This window comes from Rathayibacter sp. VKM Ac-2856, assembly GCF_013205055.1.
GTDB lineage: Bacteria > Actinomycetota > Actinomycetes > Actinomycetales > Microbacteriaceae > Rathayibacter.
This window is the reverse complement of sequence record NZ_JABMLF010000003.1, coordinates 40,810-60,267: the sequence shown is the minus strand read 5'-3', so window position 1 is coordinate 60,267 and position 19,458 is coordinate 40,810. Positions and strand designations below refer to the sequence as shown.

The following is a 19,458-nucleotide window of genomic DNA, read 5'->3' as shown; positions in this document are numbered from 1 at the left end:
GAACACTGCCGCGACAGCGCGAAGCTACGCCCCGAAGCGCATCGCTGACCAGCGGAATCGGCGGATCGGAATTGCGCATGTGTTCTGGCCGTTTGAACCAATCCGGGGCGGGCAGCGCTCCGAACACGTCGTGGATGGGAGTTCTGCGGGACCCCTGATCAGGGCGCGGATCGGCGGGTCACGGCGGGTGTCGGCGGCCGCGGCTACCATCGCAGCGTGTCGTCCGCCCTCCCCGCTCCCGTGCCGTTCCTGGCCACGGTCTACGCGCCCGCCGTGCCGGTGAGCCTCGCGCTCACCCTGCGCACGCTGCTGCGCGGCTCGGGAGACCCGACGATGCTGATCGACGCGTCCGGATTCTGGCGCGCGTTCCGCACTCCGCTCGGCCCGGGCACTCTGCACCTGCGCCAGGCGGCCGACGGCGCCGTGCACGCGCGGGCCTGGGGCGAGGGCGCCGAGTGGCTGATCGACCACGTGCCGGAGCTGCTCGGGCACGGTGACGACTGGAGCGGGCTCGATCTGTCCTCGCACGGTCCGCTCGCCGAGGTGCTGCGCCGCTCGGCCGGGCTGCGCCTGACCCGGGCGAACCTCGTCTTCGAGATGCTGGCGCCGTCGATCCTCGAGCAGAAAGTGACCAGCACGGAGGCGTGGCGCGCCTACCGCGCGCTGGTGCGGCTGCACGGCGAGCCGGCTCCCGGGCCGGTGCCGCTGCACGTGGCGCCGTCGGCGGAGCAGTGGCGCCGGGTCCCTTCCTGGGACTGGCACCGGGCGGGCGTCGATCCGCGGCGCTCGCGCACGGTGCTGACGGCCGCGCTGGTCGCGAAGGGCCTCGAGCGCACGCTGGCGCTCGGCCGCGGCGGCGAGGTCGTCGCGCAGCGGCTGCAGTCGGTGCCCGGCATCGGGCCGTGGACGGCGTCCGAGGTGATGATGCGCGCCCACGGCGACCCGGACGCGGTGAGCGTCGGCGACTACCACCTCGCCGCGGCGGTCGGATTCGCGCTGACGGGCCGGCTCGGCGTCGACGACGACGGGATGCTCGAGCTGCTCGAGCCGTGGCGCGGCCACCGGCAGCGGATCATCCGCCTGATCGGGACGAGCGGCGCCAGGAAGCCCCGGCACGGCCCGCGGATGACCATCCAGGACCACCGCTTCCATTGACGGCGACGAACCGTCAGGCCCCGATCGCCTCCAGCACCGCCATCGCCGCATTGTGGCCGCCGAGCCCGGAGACCCCGCCGCCCCGGCGCGCGCCCGCTCCGCAGAGCAGCACGCGCGGGTGCTCGGTCGCCACTCCCCAGCGCTGGGCGGGCGTGTCCAGCGGCTCGTCGTCCTCGGCGAAGGGCCACGCCAGCGGCCCGTGGAAGATGTGGCCGCCGGGCAGACCGAGGCTCTCCTCGAGGTCGCGCGTCGTCCGCGTCTCGATGCAGGGGTTCCCGTCGGCGTCGGCGAGCAGCAGATCGCGGATCGGCTCGGCGAGCACCGAGTCGATCGAGTCGAGGACCGCGGCCTCGAGCTCGGCGCGAGTCGGGGCGCCGTCGCCGGTCAGCAGCCGGTCGGGGGTGTGCAGGGCGAAGACGGTGAGGGTCTGCGCGCCGCTCGCGGCCAGCTCCGGCGAGAGGATCGTCGGATCGGTCAGCGAGTGGCAGTAGATCTCGCAGGGCAGCGGCGAGGGCAGGCGCCCCTGCCCGGCCGCCCGGTAGGCGTCCTCGAGCTGCTCGTAGCCCTCGTTCACGTGGAAGGTGCCGCCGAAGGCCGCCGCCGGGTCGACGCTCTCGTCGCGCAGGCGCGGAAGGCGGCGCAGCACCAGGTTCACCTTCACCTGGGCGCCCTCGGGGCGGACGGCTCCGCCCTGGCCGCCCAGCAGCCGGTCGAGGACGAAGGGGGCGACGTTCGAGAGCACGAACCGCGCGCGCACGCGGCGGCTGCGCGGGCCACGGCGATAGACGACGTCGCCGTCGGGGTCGATGCCCGTCACCTCGGCGCCGGTCAGGATCCGCGCGCCGGCGTTCCGGGCGGCCCGCTCCAGCGCCCCCGAGACGGAGCCCATCCCGCCGACCGGGACGTCCCAGTCGCCGGTGCCGCCGCCGATCACGTGGTAGAGCAGGCAGCGGTTCTGCGCGAGGTCGGCGTCGCCCGCTCCCGCGAAGGTGCCGATCAGCGCGTCGGTGAGCAGGACGCCTCGCGCCGCGTCTCCGGCGACGCTCCGCTCGACCAGCTCGCCGATCGGCTGCTCGAACACGGAGCGCCACAGCTCGTCCTCGCCGACCAGGCGACGCGCCTCCGAGCGGCGCAGCATCGGCTGGGTGAGCGTCGGCCAGAGGGCGCGCGCCAGCCGCGAGGTGAGCTCCGAGAAGCCGGCGAACGACTCCGCGTCCTCCGGGGCGCCCATCCGCGCGAACGAGTCCGCGGTCGCCGCGGCGTCGCCGGTGTCGACCAGCAGCCCGCGGGTCGGATCGGCGGGGTCGGGCGTGTACGAGGAGTAGCGCCGCCGGAGCAGCGGCACGTCCACGCGCAGATCGGCGAGGATCGACGGCGGCAGCAGGCTGACGAGATAGGAGTAGCGGCTGAGCCGCGCCTCGACGCCGCGGAACGGGTACTCGGAGGCGGTAGCGCCGCCAGCGTGCGCGCCGCGCTCGAGGACGAGCACGTCGAGTCCGGCCTGCGCGAGGTAGGCCGCCGCGACCAGCCCGTTGTGACCGGCGCCGACGATCACGACGTCGACCGACGGATCCACCGCGGCGGGGGAGGAGCGCAGCGGGCCGGGCGCGGTGCCGCTGCGCTCGGTGACGTCTCGGGGGCGGTGCCTGTCGCGTCGGGCCATGCCCTCAGTCTGGCGTCAGCCCTCGTCGCTGCGCAGCGCCTCGGTGACGAACTCGCGGAGCGAGAAGAGGATCTCCTCGCTGGGCTGCGCCCCCGGCACCGCCCTCCACAGCATCGGTTCCCCGCCGAGTGTCCACAGACGCGGGCGACACGACCGGCCGTCGCGCCGCCTCGGGCATAGCCTCGGAGGATGGAGAAGTCGACGCCCTCAGCCGTGCCCGGGAACGACCCGGAGCAGGAGGAGACGATCGACGCGAGGGACGAGACGATCGACGCGACGGACGACGAGATCGGCGAGCACGACGAGAAGATCGACGCGCACGACGACAAGATCGACCGCGGCGCCCTCAGCGACACCGGCCAGTACCAGACGGGCATGGCGCTCCGCCTGCCCCGGCAGAAGCCCGAGTTCGACGGCGAGGCGCCGGTCCTCGCCCGCGTCGAGGCGCTGGTGCGCCGCTGGCTGGTCCGCAGCCGGGCCTTCCCCGTCGATCCCGCCGCGCAGCGCCTCGCCGGCGTCCTGCAGGATCCGAACGGGCTCGACTTCACGGTCGGCTTCGTCGACGGGGTGGCCCGTCCGGAGGACACGACGGTCGCGGCCGAGAACCTCGCCGCGCTCACCGCGAAGACGCCCGCGTTCCTCCCCTCCTACCTGCGGGCCGCGGTCGCGACCGGCGGCGCCGTCGGTCCGGTGCTGCCGTGGATCGTCGTCCCGGCGGCCCGGCAGGTGCTGCGCCGCATGGTCGGCCACCTCGTCGTCGACGCGTCCGACGCCCGGCTCGGCGCGGCGATCCGCCGGCTGCGCGAGGGCGGCGACCGGCTGAACCTCAACCTCCTCGGCGAGGCCGTGCTGGGCGACCGCGAGGCCGACCGCCGCCTCGAGGGCACCCGCCGCCTGCTCGAGCGCCCCGACGTCGACTACGTGAGCATCAAGGTCTCGAGCATCGCCAGCCAGCTCTCGATGTGGGCGTTCGACGAGGCCGTCGACCGCGTCGTGGAGCGGCTGACTCCGCTCTACCAGTACGCCGCGGCGAGCCCGGAGCCGAAGTTCATCAACCTCGACATGGAGGAGTACCGCGACCTCGACCTGACCGTCGCGGTCTTCCGCCGCCTCCTCGACCAGCCGGGGATGCAGCAGCTCGAGGCCGGGATCGTGCTGCAGGCCTACCTGCCCGACGCGCTCGGCGTGCTCGCGTCGCTGACCGAGTGGGCGACCGAGCGCCGCCGGATCGGCGGGGCGCCGATCAAGGTGCGCGTCGTCAAGGGCGCCAACCTCGCGATGGAGCGGGTGGACGCGGCGATCCACGACTGGCCGCTCGCGACGGTGGGCAGCAAGGTCGAGGCGGACACGAACTACAAGCGCCTGCTCGACTGGGCGCTCCGGCCGGAGCGCACCGACGCGGTGCGCATCGGCGTGGCCGGTCACAACCTCTTCGACATCGCCTGGGCGTGGATCACCGCGAACGAGCGCGGCGTGGTCGACGCGGTCGACTTCGAGATGCTGCTCGGCATGGCGACCGGCCAGGCGCGCGCCGTCCGCGAGGACGTGGGCCGGCTCCTGCTCTACACGCCGGTCGTGCACCCGCACGAGTTCGAGGTCGCGATCTCGTACCTGATCCGCCGGCTGGAGGAGAACTCGAGCTCGGAGAACTTCCTCTCGGCCGTCTTCGAGCTCGAGGACGAGAGCGTGCTGCAGCGCGAGCTCGGCCGCTTCCGGGCGTCGCTCGAGGCGCTCGACGACTCCGTGCCGACCCCGAACCGCACGCAGGACCGCCTGCGCGAGTGGGGCTCGGGCTCGGGACTCCGGCTGGTCGAGGAGCACGCCGGTGCCGGGGCCCGCGTCGAGGACCCCGCCGCGGAGGGTCTCACCCAGGCGGTGCTGGGGCTGCGCCGCGGCTCCGGGGCGGCAGCGGCGACCAGCGCCTTCCGCAACGAGCCCGACACCGACCCGGCGCTGCCCGGCAACCGCCGCTGGGCCCGCCTGATCACCGACCGGATCGCGCGGTCCAGCATCGGCGCGCTCGCCGCCGACCGCGCCCGCATCACCGACCCGGCCGAGCTGCAGGAGCTGCTGCGCCGGGTCGCCCGCCGCGCGGAGCGCTGGGGCGAGCGCCTGGGCTACGACCGCGCCGCGATCCTCGACCGGGCGGGGCTCGCCCTCGCCGCCAACCGCGACCGGCTGATCGAGGTGATGGCCTCGGAGACCGGCAAGACCGTCGCGGAGGCCGACCCCGAGGTGTCCGAGGCGATCGACTTCGCCCACTACTACGCGACCCGGGCCCGCGAGCTGGACGCCGTCGGCGGCGCCACGTTCGTCCCTGAGCGGGTCACCGTCGTCGCGCCGCCGTGGAACTTCCCGGTCGCGATCCCGGCCGGCTCGATCCTCGCGGCGCTCGCCGCGGGCTCCGGAGTCGTCGTCAAGCCGGCCCCGCAGGCCCGGCGCTCGGCCGCGGTCCTCGTGGAGGCGCTCTGGGACGCGGGCATCCCGCAGGATCTCGTCGCCCTGGTCGACCTCGACGAGGAGACGCTCGGCCGCGCCCTGATCACCGACCCCCTGGTCGACCGGGTGCTGCTCACCGGCTCCTACGAGACCGCGAAGCTCTTCCGCTCGTGGCGGCCCGACCTGCCGCTGCTCGCCGAGACCAGCGGCAAGAACGCGATCGTCGTCACCCCGCACGCGGACTACGACCTCGCCGTCGCCGACATCGTGCGGAGCGCGTTCGGGCACGCCGGGCAGAAGTGCTCGGCCGCCTCGCTGGTGATCCTCGTCGGCTCGGTCGCCCGCTCGAAGCGGTTCCGCGCGCAGCTGGTCGACGCCGTGACCTCCCTCCGCGTCGGCTGGCCGAGCGACCCGGCGGCCGCGATGGGGCCGCTGATCGAGCCGCCGACGGGCAAGCTCGCGCACGCGCTGACCACCCTCGGCGCGGGGGAGTCCTGGCTCGTCGAGCCGCGGCGCCTCGACGACTCCGGGCGCCTGTGGTCACCGGGTGTCCGCGAGGGCGTCACGGAGGACAGCTACGCGCACCTGACCGAGTTCTTCGGCCCGGTGCTCGGCATCATGCACGCCGCGACCCTCGAGGACGCGATCCGCCTGCAGAACGCCACCGACTACGGCCTCACCGCCGGCCTGCACTCGCTGCACTCCGACGAGCTCGCGCTCTGGCTCGACTCGGTCGAGGCGGGCAACCTCTCCGTCAACCGCGGCATCACCGGGGCGATCGTGCGCCGCCAGCCCTTCGGCGGCTGGAAGCGCTCCTCAGTCGGCGGCGGAGCGAAGGCCGGCGGCCCGAACCACCTCATCGGGCTCGGCTCGTGGAAGCCCTCGCCGGCCCGCCCGTCGACGACCCTGCACCTGCGCGGGCTGGACGACCGCGCCCGGCAGTTCATCGAGGCCGCGCAGTCCTCGCTGCAGTTCGAGCAGTTCGATCTGCTGCGCCGCTCGGCGCTGTCCGACCAGCTCGCCTGGGCGACGGAGTTCGGCGTCGTCACCGACGTCTCGCAGGTGGGCGTCGAGCGCAACCTGTTCCGCTACCTCCGGGTGCCGGTCGCGCTGCGGCTGGCCGACGGGGGCGACCTCGGCGAGCTGCTGCGCGTCATCGCCGCGGGCCTGCTCGTGCGGGCGCGCCTGGAGATCTCGACGTCGATCCCGCTGCCGCCGAAGGTGGCCGGCATGCTCGCCGGCGACGAGCTGCTCGAGATGGCGGGCCTCGCCCCGAAGGTGGTCGTGGAGTCGGACGAGCAGTGGCTCGCCCGCGCCGCGGCCGGCCGGATCACCGCCTCGCGCATCCGGATCGTCGGCGACATCGTCTCGGACCGGGTGGACGCGTTCGGCGGCCCGCAGGGCGGCACCGCCCCCTCCCTCGGCCCGGACTCCTCGGCCGAGGCGATGCAGATGGTCCGCGACTCGACCCGCTCCTTCACGGACGTGGTCAGCGGGATGACCCGCGGCAGCACCGGCAAGCCCGTCCCGCTCGTGCGCGCGGACGGCTCGCGCGTCCCGCTGTCGACGGCGCTCGCCGAGGCGCTCGGCGGCTCGCCCGACGTCGCGATCTACGCCGACCCCGTCACTCCCGCCGGCCGCGTCGAGCTGCTGCCCTTCCTCAGGGAGCAGTCGATCTCGATCACGAACCACCGCTTCGGCGCCCCGATCGCGTTGAGCGACGACGTGGTGTGACGCGCCCCGTCTTACTTGTCGCGGCAACAAAGCGCTAGGGTGGAGGGATGGACACGGACAGGGGCGGCGACGGCAGGGGCGGCGACGGCACGCGCTGGCTCACGCAGGAGCAGCTCGCCGCGTGGCTGCGCTTCGTCGCGGTGGTGGAGCTGCTGCCGGGCGCGCTCGACACCCAGCTGCAGCGCGACGCCGGCCTGACGCACTTCGAGTACATGACCCTGGCGATGCTGTCGGAGGCGCCCGAGCGGGCGCTGCGGATGACGACGCTCGCCGCCCGCACCAACGCCACCCTCCCGCGGCTCTCGCACGTCGTCACCCGGCTGGCCGCCCGCGGCTACCTCGAGCGCCGGCCCTGCCCGACCGACGGGCGCGCGACGAACGCCGTGCTCACCGACGCCGGCCTGCAGAAGATCGTCGACACGGCGCCCGGGCACGTCGCCACGGTGCTCGCGGACGTCATCGACCCGCTCGACGCCGAGCAGATCCCGCAGCTCGCCGACATCATGACCCGGATGCTCAGCCGCCTCGATCCGGAGGGGCGGATGACCGTGGACGCCGTCCGCTCGTCGCTCGGCGAGCCCGCCGACCCCGACCGCGAGGACCCGGCCGACCGCGACTGCTGAGCGTCTGGCGGACGCCGCGGTCGCGTGCCATCCTCGACCCGTGCGCTTCACGACGACGCTCTTCCAGGTGGGCCGGAACACCGGCATCGAGGTGCCGCCCGAGGTGCTCGACGCGCTCGGCGGCGGCAGACGGCCGGCGGTGAGCGTCGTCGTCAACGGCTTCGCCTTCACCAGCACCGTCGGCGCGATGGGCGGCCGGGCGCTGATCCCGCTCTCCGCCGACAGGCGCGCCGCGAGCGGTCTGGCCGGCGGGGACGCGCTCGAGGTCGACCTCGAGCTCGACACCGCGCCGCGCACCGTGGAGGTCCCGGAGGATCTCGCCGCCGCTCTCGAGGCGGGTGGGGTGACGGCCGCCTTCGCCGCGCTGTCGCCGAGTGCGCGGAAGGCGCACGTCACCTCGGTCGAGGGCGCCAAGGCGGCCGAGACGCGGGCCCGTCGCGTCGCCGCGGTGGTCGCGGCGCTCCAGGCCTGAGCCGGGCGGATCTCGATACGCCCGCTGCGCGGGCTACTCGATCAGCATGAACTGTGCCCGCTTCGCAGGGAGGACATGCTGGTCGAGTAGCCCCGCAGGGGCGTATCGAGACCCGCCCGCTCGGCCGGGCGGAGTAGTCACAGCGGCTGACGCGCCGCGTCGCATGCGGTCGATAGGCTGCGGTCCGGCGCGCCACGGGGGAGCGCCGGGGCGCACGGGCGCCGGAGTCGGGGGACAGACATGGGTGCGGTTCGGCGATGGGTCTTCCCGATCGTGTGGATGGTGATCATCGGCGCCGCGGCCGTCGCGCTGGTGAAGATCGCGTTCTTCCCGGACGGGTCCGCCGAGGCCGATCCGACCGTCCCCACCGGGGAGCTGACCGAGCCGACCGTCGTCGTCGGCCGCGGCACCGTGACGAACGACCTCACGCTCCAGGGCACCGTCGCCGCCGACCCGGCCGTGCCGGTCAAGGCGACCGCCGTCGGCACCGTCGACGACGTCTACATCACCCAGGGCGCCACCGTCGCCTCGGGCGACCTCATCTACGACATCCGCGTCGAGACCGTGCGGGACCCGGTGGAGACCACCGGCCCCGACGGCCAGATCACCGTCACGCAGCCGCCGCCCTCGGTCCGCTTCGAGCGCGTCTACGCGCCGGCCGCGGGCGTGCTGAGCGCCCTCGGCGTCATCCACGACCAGGCCGTCGCCGTCGGCGAGGTCACCGGGCAGGTCGCCCCGCCGACCTACTCGGTCACCGGCTCGATCGACGCCGAGCAGCTCTACCGGATCCAGGACCGGCCCACCGAGGCGCAGGTCGCCGTCACCGGCGGCCCGGCCGCCTTCACCTGCACCGGGCTCACCATCACGACTCCGCTGGCCGGCGAGGGCGAGACGCCCGCCGGCGAGACGGGCGGCACGGGAGCGACCGGCGGCTCCGGCACCAGCTTCCGCTGCCAGGTCCCCGGCGAGGTGACCGTGTTCCCCGGCCTCGCCGCGACCGTCACCCTCGCGGGCGGCCTCGCCGAGAACGTGCTCGTCGTGCCGACCACCGCGGTCGAGGGCACGGCCGAGTCCGGCGTCGTCCACCGCCTGGCCGAGGACGGCTCGACCGAGGAGGTCCCCGTGACGCTCGGCCTCACCGACGGCGTGAGCATCGAGGTCACCGGCGGCCTGGACGAGGGCGCCGAGATCCTGCAGTTCGTGCCCGGCGCCGCCGCCGGCGACGAGCAGCTCGAGGGCGACTGCGTGACGAACCCCGACGGCTCGGTCTTCTGCCCGTGACGATCGAGAAGCAGACGATCCTGCGGCTCGAGGGCATCCGCAAGGTCGTGCCGCTGCCCGACGCGCCCCCGCTGACCATCCTCGACGGCGTCGACCTCGAGGTGGGCGAGGGCGACCACGTCTCCGTCGTCGGGCGCAGCGGCTCCGGCAAGTCGACGCTCCTGAACATCCTCGGCCTGATCGACGAGCCGACCGAGGGGCGCATGCTCCTGGAGGGACGGCCGACAGAGACGCTCTCCTCGCGGGCCCGCGCCAGGATCCGCGGCGGCAGCATCGGCTTCATCTTCCAGCAGTTCAATCTGCTCGAGGGCCGCACGGCACGCGAGAACGTGATGACCCCGCTGCTCTACGCCACCGGCACCGAGTTCTGGCGGCGCTCCGCCCTCGCCGCCGAGATGCTGGAGCGGGTCGGGCTCGGCCACCGGGTCGACTCGATGCCCGGCCGGATGTCCGGCGGCGAGCAGCAGCGGATCGCGATCGCGCGCGCCCTCGTGCGCCGGCCGCGGCTGATCCTCGCCGACGAGCCGACCGGCGCGCTCGACACCGACACGGGGGAGAGCGTGATGAGCCTGCTCGACGAGATCGCCCAGGAGTCCGGCTCGGCCCTGGTCACCATCACGCACGACCCGGCCATCGCGGCCCGCGCCGAGCGGCACTACCGGCTGGACCACGGCCGGCTGAGCGCCTCCTCCTCGGCCTCGACGGCGGAGAGGCGGCACTGATGGGCGGCCTCACGGGACTCGTCGGCGCGATCGTCGAGGCGTGGACCGAGCTGCGGATCCACCGCGGCCGGGTGCTGCTCTCGCTGATCGGCGTGGCCGTCGCGGTCGCCGCCCTCACCGGCGTCGTCGCCGCGGGCGGCATCGCACGGCAGGCCAACATCGAGGTCTCGGAGCGCAGCGGCGGCCGGCCCGCCAGCCTCTTCCTCTCCGCCTACACGACCGGGCCTGAGGGCGTCGTCGACCCCGTCGTGATGCAGTCCGCGTGGGAGAAGGTGCTCGAGCGGTACCGCATCGACTACGCCAGCCGCACGACCTACGGCGGCACGCGCGTCCAGTTCACCGACGGCGCGGTCGACGTGGGGATCACCGCCGTCGACCAGCCCTATGCCGAGATGCACCGGGTGGAGCTGGCGAGCGGCACCTGGTTCGCCGACGGCGACGAGCGCCGGCTCGCTCCCGCGCTCGTGGTCAACGAGGCCTTCTGGGACCGCCTCGGGCGCCCGGATCTGCGGACGCACCCGACGGCGACGCTCCTCGGCGGCGAGCACGACACCACCGCGGTCGTGATCGGGGTGACGCCCTCGAACCAGTACGACACCAGCCCGAGCGCGATGATGCTGGTCGACGCCTACTCCGCGCTCGCTCCCCAGGGGGATCCGGCGTTCGGCGGCCCGCAGCTGCCGAACTACGAGATGTGGGTGCCGCTGGACATCGCGGATCCGCTGATCGAGGCGGTGAAGCGCGACGTCACCGCGGCGCTCGGCCCCGGCTTCGAGGCGGACGTCTACCGGCAGGACTACCTCAGCTACGACTCCGACCCGTTCGCGGTGCTCACCTGGGTGATCGGCGGGGTGGCCGGCCTGGTGCTGGCGCTCGGCGCGCTCGGGCTGCTCAACATCGCCCTGGTGACGGTGCGGCAGCGGATCCGCGAGATCGGCATCCGGCGCAGCTTCGGCGCCTCGTCGGGGCGGATCTTCTTCTCGATCATGATGGAGAGCGTCGTCGCGACGGTCGTCGCGGGCGTGGTCGGCGTGACGATCGCGGTGATCCTCGTGACGAATCCCTGGACCGTCGCTTTCGTGAAGGAGAACGGGATCAGCGACATCCCGCCGTTCCCGGTGGAGGCGGCGCTGCTGGGGCTGGGGGCGGCGACCCTCGTCGGCGCGCTCGCCGGCGTGGTGCCCGCGATCGTCGCGGTGCGGGTGAAGGTGATCGACGCGATCCGGTACTGAGGGCTCAGGCCAGGGTCAGCACCAGGTCGTCGCCCTCGACGGCGACGCTCGCCTCGGAGTAGTGCGGGATCCGCGGGAGACCGCGGGTGGCCTCCGACTCGTGCGCTCCGACGACGACGACGCGCATCCCGGCGGCGAGGCCCGCGAGGATCCCGGCCTCCGCGTCCTCGAAGACGATCGCCTCGGCCGGGTCGACGCCGAGGAGACCGGCGGCAGCCAGGTAGCCGTCCGGGGCGGGCTTGCCGTGCACGACGTCGTCCGCCGTGACGACGGCCGCGGGGGAGGGGACGCCCGCGGCGGCGAGCCGGCCGGCGGCCAGCGCGGGGCTCGCGGAGGTGACGAGCGCGACCCGGTCGCGGGGGAGCGCGGCGAGGAAGGCGGTCGCGCCGGGGATCTCGACGGTGCCCTCGGTGTGCTCGAGCTCGTAGGCGTTCAGCTCGTCCACGATCCCGAGGACGTCGCTGCCCGCCGGGGCGAAGCGCCGCACGCTGTCCTCCGCGCGGACCCCGTGCACGGCGCCGAGGACGAGTCCGGCGTCGAGGCCGAAGCGCTCGGCGAAGGAGCGCCAGATCGTCTCCACCACCGCGGTCGAGTCGACCAGGGTCCCGTCCATGTCGAAGAGCAGGGCGCGGGCGCGGAGGGTGTGCGGCATGCGTCCATCCTGGCGGAGGGGCGCGCACGGCGTCCGGTCAGGCGCAGCAGAGGCGGCGGCAAGGCGCCGCTCAGGTGCGGCCGAGGAGTGCGGCGATACGCTTTCCGGAGATGGCGGGCAGAGCGCCCGATGGGGAGCGGAGGACGCGATGACGGACGACCTGAACGGCGGCAACGAGCGCGGCAGCGAGCAGGAGCGGAACGGCGGCTCGGCCTCCGGCCCGCGCGCCGGCTGGTACCCGGACCCGGCGGGCTCGCCGCGGCAGCGCTGGTGGGACGGCCAGGGCTGGACCGACTCCCTGCGCGACGCCCCGGCCGCGGCGCCGACGCCGCCGAGCGCTCCCGTCTCCTCCACTCCCACGACTCCGCCCGCCGCGCCCGAGCAGAGCGCCCCGCGCCCTCCCGTCGCGCCGCCCGTGTCGGGCCCCGCGTACGGCGAGAACCGCCCGGCGTACGGCGAGACCTCGAGCGGCCAGGCGACGAGCTACGGCCAGTCGGCGTCGGGCCGGTCGGCTCCGGAGCACGACGTCCCGCAGCAGCAGCCCTACGGCCAGCAGCCCGCCGGCCAGCAGCAGCCCTACGGTCAGCAGGCCTACGGCCAGCAGCCCGCCGGCCAGCAGCCGCCCTACCCGCAGCAGCAGCAGCCGTACCCCCCGTACTCCGGCCAGCAGGCCGCGTACGGCGGTCGCCCCGCGCCGCAGCCGCGGGACCCGAGCATCGTCACCACCACTCCGTGGATCTGGGTGGTCGTGCTCCTGCCGCTGCTGTCCGCGCTGTCGATCTTCCTGCTCCCGCCGGACGCGATCGCCGCGTCGGCCGTCTCCTCGACCTACGGCCCGCGCGCCACGATGGGCATGTCGACCGCGTACCTCGTCGGCCTCGGCGCCGTGCAGGTCGTCGGCTTCCTGATCTACGCGGCCGAGGTCGTCTTCGCGTTCCTCGACTACCGGCAGCTGAAGAAGGCCGGCGTGCAGCGACCGTTCCACTGGGCCTGGGCGTTCCTCGCCGCTCCCTACGTCTACGTGATCGGGCGCAGCGTCGTCGTGAAGCGCGTGACCGGCGGCGGACTGCTGCCGCTGTGGATCTTCCTCGGCGTCGTGGCCGTCTCCTTCATCATCGCGATCGGCTGGACCGCCGCGCTGTTCTCGGAGATGATGCAGACCTTCCCGTCCGCGGGACTCTGACCGCCGCGCTCGGCGCTACTGCTCCTCGCCGCGCTGGATGAGGCGGGAGAGCACGATCGCCGAGCGGGTGTGGTCGACGTTGGGCGCGATCCGCACCTTCTCGAGGGCGAGCTCGAGGCTGGGGATGTCGCGGGAGCGGATGTGCACGATGGCGTCGGCCGAGCCGGTGACCGTGCCCGCATCGACGACCTCGGGGACCGCGGAGAGGATGCGGCGCAGCTCGTCGGGCGCGACGGTGCCGCGGCAGAACAGCTCGACGTAGGCCTCGGTCGCCATGCCGTCGACGGCCGGGTCGACCTTGATCGTGAAGCCGCGGATGACGCCGTCGGCGACCAGGCGGTCGACGCGGCGCTTCACCGCGGACGCGGAGAGGCCCACGACACCGCCGATGTCGCCGTAGCCCGCCCGGGCGTTCTGGCGCAGCAGATCGAGGATCTTCCGGTCGATGTTGTCCATGCGTCGAGCCTAGGGCGGGGGTGGAGTCGGGACGGGTACGTGGGGGGCACGGCGGGTCCGGGCTCGATCGCGTGGGTCTCGATACGCCGCTGCGCGGCTACTCGACCAGCATGAGGCGTGGGTGTCGATACGCGCAGCCCGCCGCTCGATCAGCATGATCGGGCGCCGCTGCTCCAGCGGCAGCGCGACCGAGGGAAGGGTAGCCTTGCCTCACGCCGCGTGAGGAGAGGGAGGGTGACGATGCCCGCCTTCCTCGACGGACTGGGGTTCGCGGAGCTGCTGGGAGCGCTGTTCGTCATCGTGCTGGTGCGGGCGCAGGCGACTTACTGGCTGGCGCGCGCCGTGGTGACCGGGGCGGCGTCGCGGCGGTGGGGGCGGTGGCTGGAGTCGCCGGCGCTGCGCCGGGCCTCGGCGCTGCTCGCCCGCTACGGGGCGCCCGCGGTGACCGTGAGCTTCCTCACCGTCGGGTTCCAGACGATGATCAACGCGGCAGCGGGGGCGGCCCGGATGCGCTTCGGCGTCTATCTGCTCGCGATGCTGCCGGGCTGCGCGGCCTGGGCGCTGATCTACGCGACGGTGGGCTTCGCCGTGCTCTGGGCCGTGATCGGCGCCGCGGCCGGATCGCCGCTCGGCGTCGCGGTCCTCGTCGCGCTCGCGGCCGCGGTCGTCGTCGCGGTGCTGCTCCTGCGCCGTCGCGGCGTCGCCCGCTGAGCCGGGCGACACGACGGCGGAATTGCTCCCCGCAGCCCCTGGTGAAACACCTCGCTCGGCTATATAGTTGCAGTCGGTCAATAGTTGATCACCATCAACTAGTACCCCGCATCGTCACCAAGGAGCCGTATGTCCCGCGCAGAGCGCACGCGCACTCGAGAAGAGCGCGCCACCCCCGTCAGTCCCGACGGGTCCATGTCGCACCGCCAGGTGCTCGAGTCCCTCAGCGGCCTGCTGCTGGGCATGTTCGTCTCGATCCTCGCGGGCACGGTCGTCTCGACCTCGCTGCCGCTGATCATCTCGGACCTCAAGGGCGACCAGAACGCCTACACCTGGGTCGTCACCGCGACGCTGCTCGCGACCACCGTCTCCACCCCACTCTGGGGCAAGTTCGCCGACCTCTTCAACCGCAAGCTGCTCATCCAGCTCGCGCTCGCGCTGTTCGTGATCGGATCGGCCGCGGCCGGCTTCTCGCAGGACACGAACATGCTCATCGTGTTCCGCGTCTTCCAGGGCCTCGGCGCCGGCGGCCTCGCGGCGCTGAGCCAGATCATCATGGCCGACATCATCAGCCCCCGGGAGCGCGGCAAGTACGCCGGCCTCTTCGGCGGCGTGATGGCGATCGGCACCGTCGGCGGCCCGCTGCTGGGCGGCGTCGTCACGGACGCGTTCGGCTGGCGCTGGAACTTCTTCATCGCCCTGCCGGTCGCGATCGTCGCGATCGTCCTGCTCCAGGTCACGCTGCGCCTCCCCGCGCACCCCAAGCGCACGGTCAAGATCGACTACCTCGGCGCGGTCCTCATCGCCGGCGGCGTCTCGCTGCTGCTGATCTGGGTCTCGCTGGCCGGCAAGAACTTCGAGTGGGCCTCGTGGGAGACCGCGGTCATGGTCGGCGGCTCCGTCGTGCTGCTGATCGCGGCGGTGATCACCGAGCTCACGGTCGCCGAGCCGATCATCCCGATGGGCATGTTCAAGAACCGCACCTTCAGCCTCGCCGTCGTGGCGAGCATCTCGGTCGGCGTCTCGATGTTCGGCGTCGCTGTCTTCCTCGCCCAGTACATGCAGCTCTCGCGCGGCGCCACGCCGACCCAGTCGGGTCTGCTGACGATCCCGATGATGGCGGGCCTGCTGATCGCGTCCACCATCTTCGGCGGGATCATCTCGCGCACCGGCAAGTGGAAGGCGATCATGGTGACCGGCGGCGTGCTCGCGGTCGTCGGCACAGCCCTCCTCAGCACCCTGCGCTACGACACGAACCTCGTGCTGGTGGGCGTCTTCATGGCGATCCTCGGTGCGGGCCTGGGCATGCTGATGCAGAACCTGGTGCTCGTCGTGCAGAACTCGATCGACATCAAGAACCTCGGCGTCGCGACCAGCGCGGTCACCTTCTTCCGCAGCCTCGGCGGCACGGTGGGCGTCTCGGTGCTGGGCTCGATGCTCGGCACGGTGATCGCCGACCGGATCAAGGACGGCATCGCCGGACTCGCCCCGGCCGACCAGGCGATCGCCGCCCAGGCGCTCGCGGGCGGCACGATCCCGCAGGTCAACTCGCTGCCCGACGCCGTGCGCGTCGTGGTGGAGAGCGCCTACGGCATCGGCGTCGGCGACGTCTTCCTCTACAGCATCCCGCTCGCGGTCATCACGCTGATCGCGGTCCTGCTGCTGCCGAACGCGCCGCTGGGCACGATGAACGCCGTGCAGCGCAAGTCCGAGCCCTCGGACGTCGTCGCCGGTGCGGAGGACGCGCTGATCGCCGCCTCCGACGGCCAGGCGGCGCTCCGCCCGGTCGGCCAGAGCGTCCGGAGCGACAGCGCGGTGCATGCGGAGGAGCGCACCCACGTCGACCGCGTCGCTGTCGACCGCGCTCACGACGACAGCGCGCACGGCCGACACGCTGCGCCCGTCGCCCACGCCCGGCACGCCGCGACCACCACCGGCTCGATCGACGTGGCCGAGCGCCCCTGATGCCCGCCGCACCGGCCGCCGCATCGTCCGCCCCGCCGTCCGCCTCCCCGGCGAGCGCGCTGCTCCAGGTCGAGGAGCAGATCACCGCGCTCGCCGTGCAGGTGCGGACCGCGGTGCGGGACGCGGCGGCGACCATCGATCCGGCGCTGCCGCCCTTCGGGCTCCGGCTGCTGCGGATGCTGGAGCGCTGCGGGCCCGTGCACTCGAGCGCCGCGGCGGAGCGGCTCGGGGTCGACCGCAGCGTGATCAGCCGGCAGATCCGCCAGCTCTGCGCGCTGGAGCTCGTCGAGACCGCGGCCGATCCCGCCGACGGCCGCGCCCGCTTCCTCACGCTGACCGACCTCGGCCGCGAGCGGATGCAGGACCTCGGCGGGCAGCAGCGCCAGCGGATGCAGGAGGCGCTGAGCAGCTGGCCCGAGGCCGACCTGCTCGCCTTCGCCGGCTACCTCGAGCGGCTCACGACGGCGGACTGACCGCGGGCGTCCCGGCCGGCGGCGACGCCACCAGGGTCGCCACGTGCACGACGAAGGCGCGGCGGCGCTCGCGGGTGCCGCCGTCGCCGCGCTGGGCGAACGGCGTCAGATGCCAGATCTCGCAGAGCCCCAGCAGGGCGATGAAGAGGTCCTCGGCCGACCAGCTCGGATCGACGATGCCGGCCCGCTGCCACTCCTGGACGCGGGCCTCCGGCGCGGGGAGGCTGCCGAGGCGCTCGCCCGCCTCCTCCCAGACGCCGCCGCCCTCCAGGCGCGCCCAGGTGAGCAGGCGGAGGAACTCGGGGTGGTTCCAGACGTGGTCGAACATCCGCCCGGCGAGGTCCGGCAGATCGACCGCCCCGCTGAGCAGCGTCGAGTCGAGCGCCCGCAGCGCCTCGACGACGGTCGAGACGAACAGACCGCGCTTGCCGCCGTAGTAGGCGTAGAGGCGCTCCTTGTTCAGGCCCGCGGAGGCGGCGACCCGGTCGACCCGGGCTCCGGCGAAGCCGTGGGCGGCGAACTCGGCCGTCGCGGCGCGGAGGATGCGCTCGCGGGCGGGGAGCACCGCGTCCTGGTCGTCCGACTTCTCGCTCACGCTCACACCTCCGGGCGCTCGAACGATACACTCGTCGATGCCCAACCAACCAGTTGGGGTGGGCTAGTCCCACGAGATTCGGCCCCAGAGACGCGGCTCGGATCCGGACCCGCCGGTCCCGCTCCCTCCGCTTCGAAAGGCTCTGCAATGCCCGCGCCCTCGTCCTCCCGCCGCTGGTGGGTCCTCGTCATCCTCGCGATGACGCAGCTCGTCGTCGTCCTCGACGGCACGATCGTCACCATCGCCCTCCCCGCCGCGCAGCAGGACCTCGGCCTCACCGACGTCGAGCGCCAGTGGGTCGTCACCGCCTACGCGCTCGCGTTCGGCGCGCTGCTCCTGCTCGGCGGCCGGATCGCCGACTACACCGGCCGCAAGCGCACCTACCTCATCGGCATGGTCGGCTTCGGCGCGGCGTCCGCGTGGGGCGGCGTCGCCTCGACCGGCACCGAGCTGATCGCCGCCCGCGGTCTGCAGGGCGCCTTCGCCGCGCTGCTCGCCCCGGCCGCCCTCGCCCTGCTCACCGTCTCCTTCCCCGGCGGACGCGAGCGCAACACGGCCTTCGCCGTCTTCGGCGCGGTCGCCGGAGCGGGCGCCGCGGTCGGCCTCGTCCTCGGCGGCCTGCTCACCGAGTTCGCCGACTGGCGCTGGTGCCTCCTGGTCAACGTCCCCGTCGTGCTGATCGGCGTCGTCGCCGGCGCGCTGCTGGTGACCGAGAGCCGCGCCGAGGGCCGCAACCGCTTCGACATCGCCGGCACGATCACCGTCGCGCTCGGCCTCGCCGGCCTCGTCTACGGCTTCACCCTCGCCGAGCAGGGCTGGCTCCGCGTCGACACCCTCGGCTTCCTCCTCGCCGGCGTCCTGCTGCTCGCGGCCTTCGTCCGCATCCAGGCCCGCTCCGACCACCCCCTGCTGCCGCTGCGCATCGTCTCGGACCGCGTCCGCGGCGGCGCGTTCCTCATCCAGGCGATCGTCGGCAGCGTCATGATCGGCTCGACCCTCTACCTGACGCTGCACCTGCAGCTCGTGCTCGGCCTCGCTCCGCTCGAGGCGGGCCTGGCGAACCTGCCGATGACCGTCACGATCATGGTCGTCGCGGGCATCGCCACGAAGCTCCTGCCGACCGTCGGCCCGCGCCTGCTGATGATCGTCGGCCCGCTGATCGCCGCCGCAGGCCTGCTCTACCTCAGCCGCATCACGGCCGACGGCTCGTACCTCGTCCAGGTGCTGCCCGGGCTGATCCTGCTCGGCGTCGGCATGGCGATGATCTTCGTTCCCGTGCAGAATGTGGCGCTGACCGGGATCGCCGGTCACGACGCCGGCGCCGCCGGGGCGACCGCGAACGCCGCGATGCAGATCGGCGGCTCGATCGGCCTCTCCGTCTTCACCACGATCTACGCCGGTGTCGCGGGGGAGCAGTCCTCGCCGGTCGCCTTCGTCGAGGGCTACTCCGCGGTGTTCGTCGCCGCGGCGGTCGGCCTGGTGCTGGCCGCGGTGATCGCGTTCTCGATGATCCGCATCCGCAAGGAGCAGTTCCTCGCGCAGGCGCCGCGGGAGGCCGTCGCGCACCTCGGCTGATTAGGCTGAGGAGGACATGCTTCCCCTCACCGACCAGCAGATCCGCGACTCCTTCGTGAACGCCTCGCGCAAGGAGGTCGCGGATCTCGCGCTCCCCGCCCGCTTCGACGAGCTCGACTGGGACTCGTTCGACCACCTCGGCTGGCGGGACCGGAAGATCGGCCGCCGCGCCTACGTCGTGGTGCCGCTCGAGGACCGGCTGGTCGGGGTCGTGCTCCGCCAGGCCGACGCCAACCCGCGCTCGCGGGCGCAGTGCTCCTGGTGCCGCGACATCCGCCTGCCCAACGACGTCGTCTTCTTCGGCGCGAAGAAGGCCGGTGCGGCCGGGCGCGCGGGGGACACCCTCGGCACGCTGGTCTGCGCGGACTTCCAGTGCTCGGCGAACGTCCGCACGCGACCCTCGGTGGCCTACGTCGGCTTCGACGTGGGCGCCGCGATGGCCGAGCGGATCGCGACGCTCCGCGCGAAGACGACCGGCTTCGTCCGCGAGGTGCTCGGCGAGAGCTGAGCCGCGGGCCGGCGCGCCG

At 73.6% G+C, this 19,458-nt stretch carries 17 protein-coding genes; 13 read left to right on the top strand and 4 right to left on the bottom strand.

Features of this window, described 5'->3' with window-relative positions; translation table 11 throughout:
- The first annotated feature begins 216 nt into the window (after positions 1 to 216).
- Complete coding sequence (locus HQQ82_RS10770; RefSeq protein ID WP_367947940.1) at positions 217 to 1,155, top strand: DNA-3-methyladenine glycosylase; 939 nt, start codon at positions 217 to 219, stop codon at positions 1,153 to 1,155.
- Positions 1,156 to 1,168: 13 nt separating this feature from the next.
- Here the strand turns inward: HQQ82_RS10770 and HQQ82_RS10765 are convergent, their stop codons facing one another.
- Positions 1,169 to 2,818: an NAD(P)/FAD-dependent oxidoreductase gene (locus HQQ82_RS10765; RefSeq protein WP_173233079.1), complete on the bottom strand. Its 1,650-nt coding sequence runs from the start codon at positions 2,816 to 2,818 to the stop codon at positions 1,169 to 1,171.
- Between the two features lie 189 nt (positions 2,819 to 3,007).
- Here HQQ82_RS10765 and HQQ82_RS10760 point away from each other — a divergent pair, with 189 nt between their 5' ends.
- From HQQ82_RS10760 to HQQ82_RS10735, 6 genes are all read left to right on the top strand, one after another.
- Positions 3,008 to 6,991, top strand: coding sequence for a bifunctional proline dehydrogenase/L-glutamate gamma-semialdehyde dehydrogenase (locus tag HQQ82_RS10760; protein ID WP_254071444.1), 3,984 nt, complete (start codon positions 3,008 to 3,010; stop codon positions 6,989 to 6,991).
- A 47-nt stretch (positions 6,992 to 7,038) separates the two neighbouring features.
- Positions 7,039 to 7,614 carry a MarR family winged helix-turn-helix transcriptional regulator gene (locus HQQ82_RS10755; RefSeq protein WP_173233078.1) on the top strand — a complete coding sequence of 192 codons (576 nt, stop codon included), beginning with the start codon at positions 7,039 to 7,041 and terminating at the stop codon, positions 7,612 to 7,614.
- 40 nt (positions 7,615 to 7,654) lie between these two features.
- Complete coding sequence (locus HQQ82_RS10750) at positions 7,655 to 8,086, top strand: YdeI/OmpD-associated family protein (RefSeq protein ID WP_173233077.1); 432 nt, start codon at positions 7,655 to 7,657, stop codon at positions 8,084 to 8,086.
- Positions 8,087 to 8,365: 279 nt separating this feature from the next.
- Positions 8,366 to 9,367: an efflux RND transporter periplasmic adaptor subunit gene (locus tag HQQ82_RS19970; protein WP_254071445.1), complete on the top strand. Its 1,002-nt coding sequence runs from the start codon at positions 8,366 to 8,368 to the stop codon at positions 9,365 to 9,367.
- On the top strand, positions 9,364 to 10,089 hold the full coding sequence (locus HQQ82_RS19965; RefSeq protein WP_367947941.1) for an ABC transporter ATP-binding protein: 726 nt from the start codon (positions 9,364 to 9,366) through the stop codon (positions 10,087 to 10,089). Before HQQ82_RS19970 ends, HQQ82_RS19965 begins: the two co-directional genes overlap by 4 nt.
- Positions 10,089 to 11,321, top strand: coding sequence for an ABC transporter permease (locus tag HQQ82_RS10735; RefSeq protein ID WP_173233075.1), 1,233 nt, complete (start codon positions 10,089 to 10,091; stop codon positions 11,319 to 11,321). The genes HQQ82_RS19965 and HQQ82_RS10735 overlap by 1 nt, the downstream gene beginning before the upstream one ends.
- A 4-nt stretch (positions 11,322 to 11,325) precedes the next feature.
- On the opposite strand, the gene HQQ82_RS10730 is transcribed toward HQQ82_RS10735, so the two are convergent.
- A complete protein-coding gene (locus tag HQQ82_RS10730; protein WP_173233074.1) occupies positions 11,326 to 11,973 on the bottom strand; it encodes an HAD-IA family hydrolase in 648 nt (215 codons plus the stop codon).
- Positions 11,974 to 12,121: 148 nt separating this feature from the next.
- Between HQQ82_RS10730 and HQQ82_RS10725 the strand changes: the two genes are divergently transcribed.
- The gene (locus HQQ82_RS10725; RefSeq protein ID WP_173233073.1) at positions 12,122 to 13,156 is read left to right on the top strand and encodes a DUF2510 domain-containing protein; all 1,035 of its coding nucleotides are present in this window, start codon (positions 12,122 to 12,124) and stop codon (positions 13,154 to 13,156) included.
- Between the two features lie 15 nt (positions 13,157 to 13,171).
- On the opposite strand, the gene HQQ82_RS10720 is transcribed toward HQQ82_RS10725, so the two are convergent.
- A complete protein-coding gene (locus tag HQQ82_RS10720) occupies positions 13,172 to 13,612 on the bottom strand; it encodes an Lrp/AsnC family transcriptional regulator (protein WP_173233072.1) in 441 nt (146 codons plus the stop codon).
- A gap of 240 nt (positions 13,613 to 13,852) precedes the next feature.
- On the opposite strand from HQQ82_RS10720, the gene HQQ82_RS10715 reads away from it, so the two are divergent.
- The 3 genes from HQQ82_RS10715 (at position 13,853) to HQQ82_RS10705 (ending at position 16,761) form a co-directional block, all read left to right on the top strand.
- Positions 13,853 to 14,323, top strand: a complete 471-nt coding sequence (locus HQQ82_RS10715) for a DedA family protein (protein ID WP_173233815.1) — start codon at positions 13,853 to 13,855, stop codon at positions 14,321 to 14,323.
- A 195-nt stretch (positions 14,324 to 14,518) separates the two neighbouring features.
- Entirely contained in the window at positions 14,519 to 16,288 is a 1,770-nt protein-coding gene (locus HQQ82_RS10710) for an MDR family MFS transporter (protein WP_173233071.1), read from the top strand.
- A complete protein-coding gene (locus HQQ82_RS10705) occupies positions 16,288 to 16,761 on the top strand; it encodes a MarR family winged helix-turn-helix transcriptional regulator (protein WP_173233070.1) in 474 nt (157 codons plus the stop codon). Before HQQ82_RS10710 ends, HQQ82_RS10705 begins: the two co-directional genes overlap by 1 nt.
- Here HQQ82_RS10705 and HQQ82_RS10700 read toward each other — a convergent pair.
- Positions 16,745 to 17,356: a TetR family transcriptional regulator gene (locus HQQ82_RS10700; protein ID WP_173233069.1), complete on the bottom strand. Its 612-nt coding sequence runs from the start codon at positions 17,354 to 17,356 to the stop codon at positions 16,745 to 16,747. The two genes, HQQ82_RS10705 and HQQ82_RS10700, sit on opposite strands and share 17 nt — an antisense overlap.
- A gap of 147 nt (positions 17,357 to 17,503) precedes the next feature.
- Between HQQ82_RS10700 and HQQ82_RS10695 the strand changes: the two genes are divergently transcribed.
- Together HQQ82_RS10695 and HQQ82_RS10690 are read left to right on the top strand one after the other, a co-directional pair.
- A complete protein-coding gene (locus HQQ82_RS10695; RefSeq protein WP_173233068.1) occupies positions 17,504 to 18,931 on the top strand; it encodes an MFS transporter in 1,428 nt (475 codons plus the stop codon).
- A gap of 16 nt (positions 18,932 to 18,947) precedes the next feature.
- Positions 18,948 to 19,439: an FBP domain-containing protein gene (locus tag HQQ82_RS10690; protein ID WP_173233067.1), complete on the top strand. Its 492-nt coding sequence runs from the start codon at positions 18,948 to 18,950 to the stop codon at positions 19,437 to 19,439.
- Positions 19,440 to 19,458: the final 19 nt, after the last annotated feature.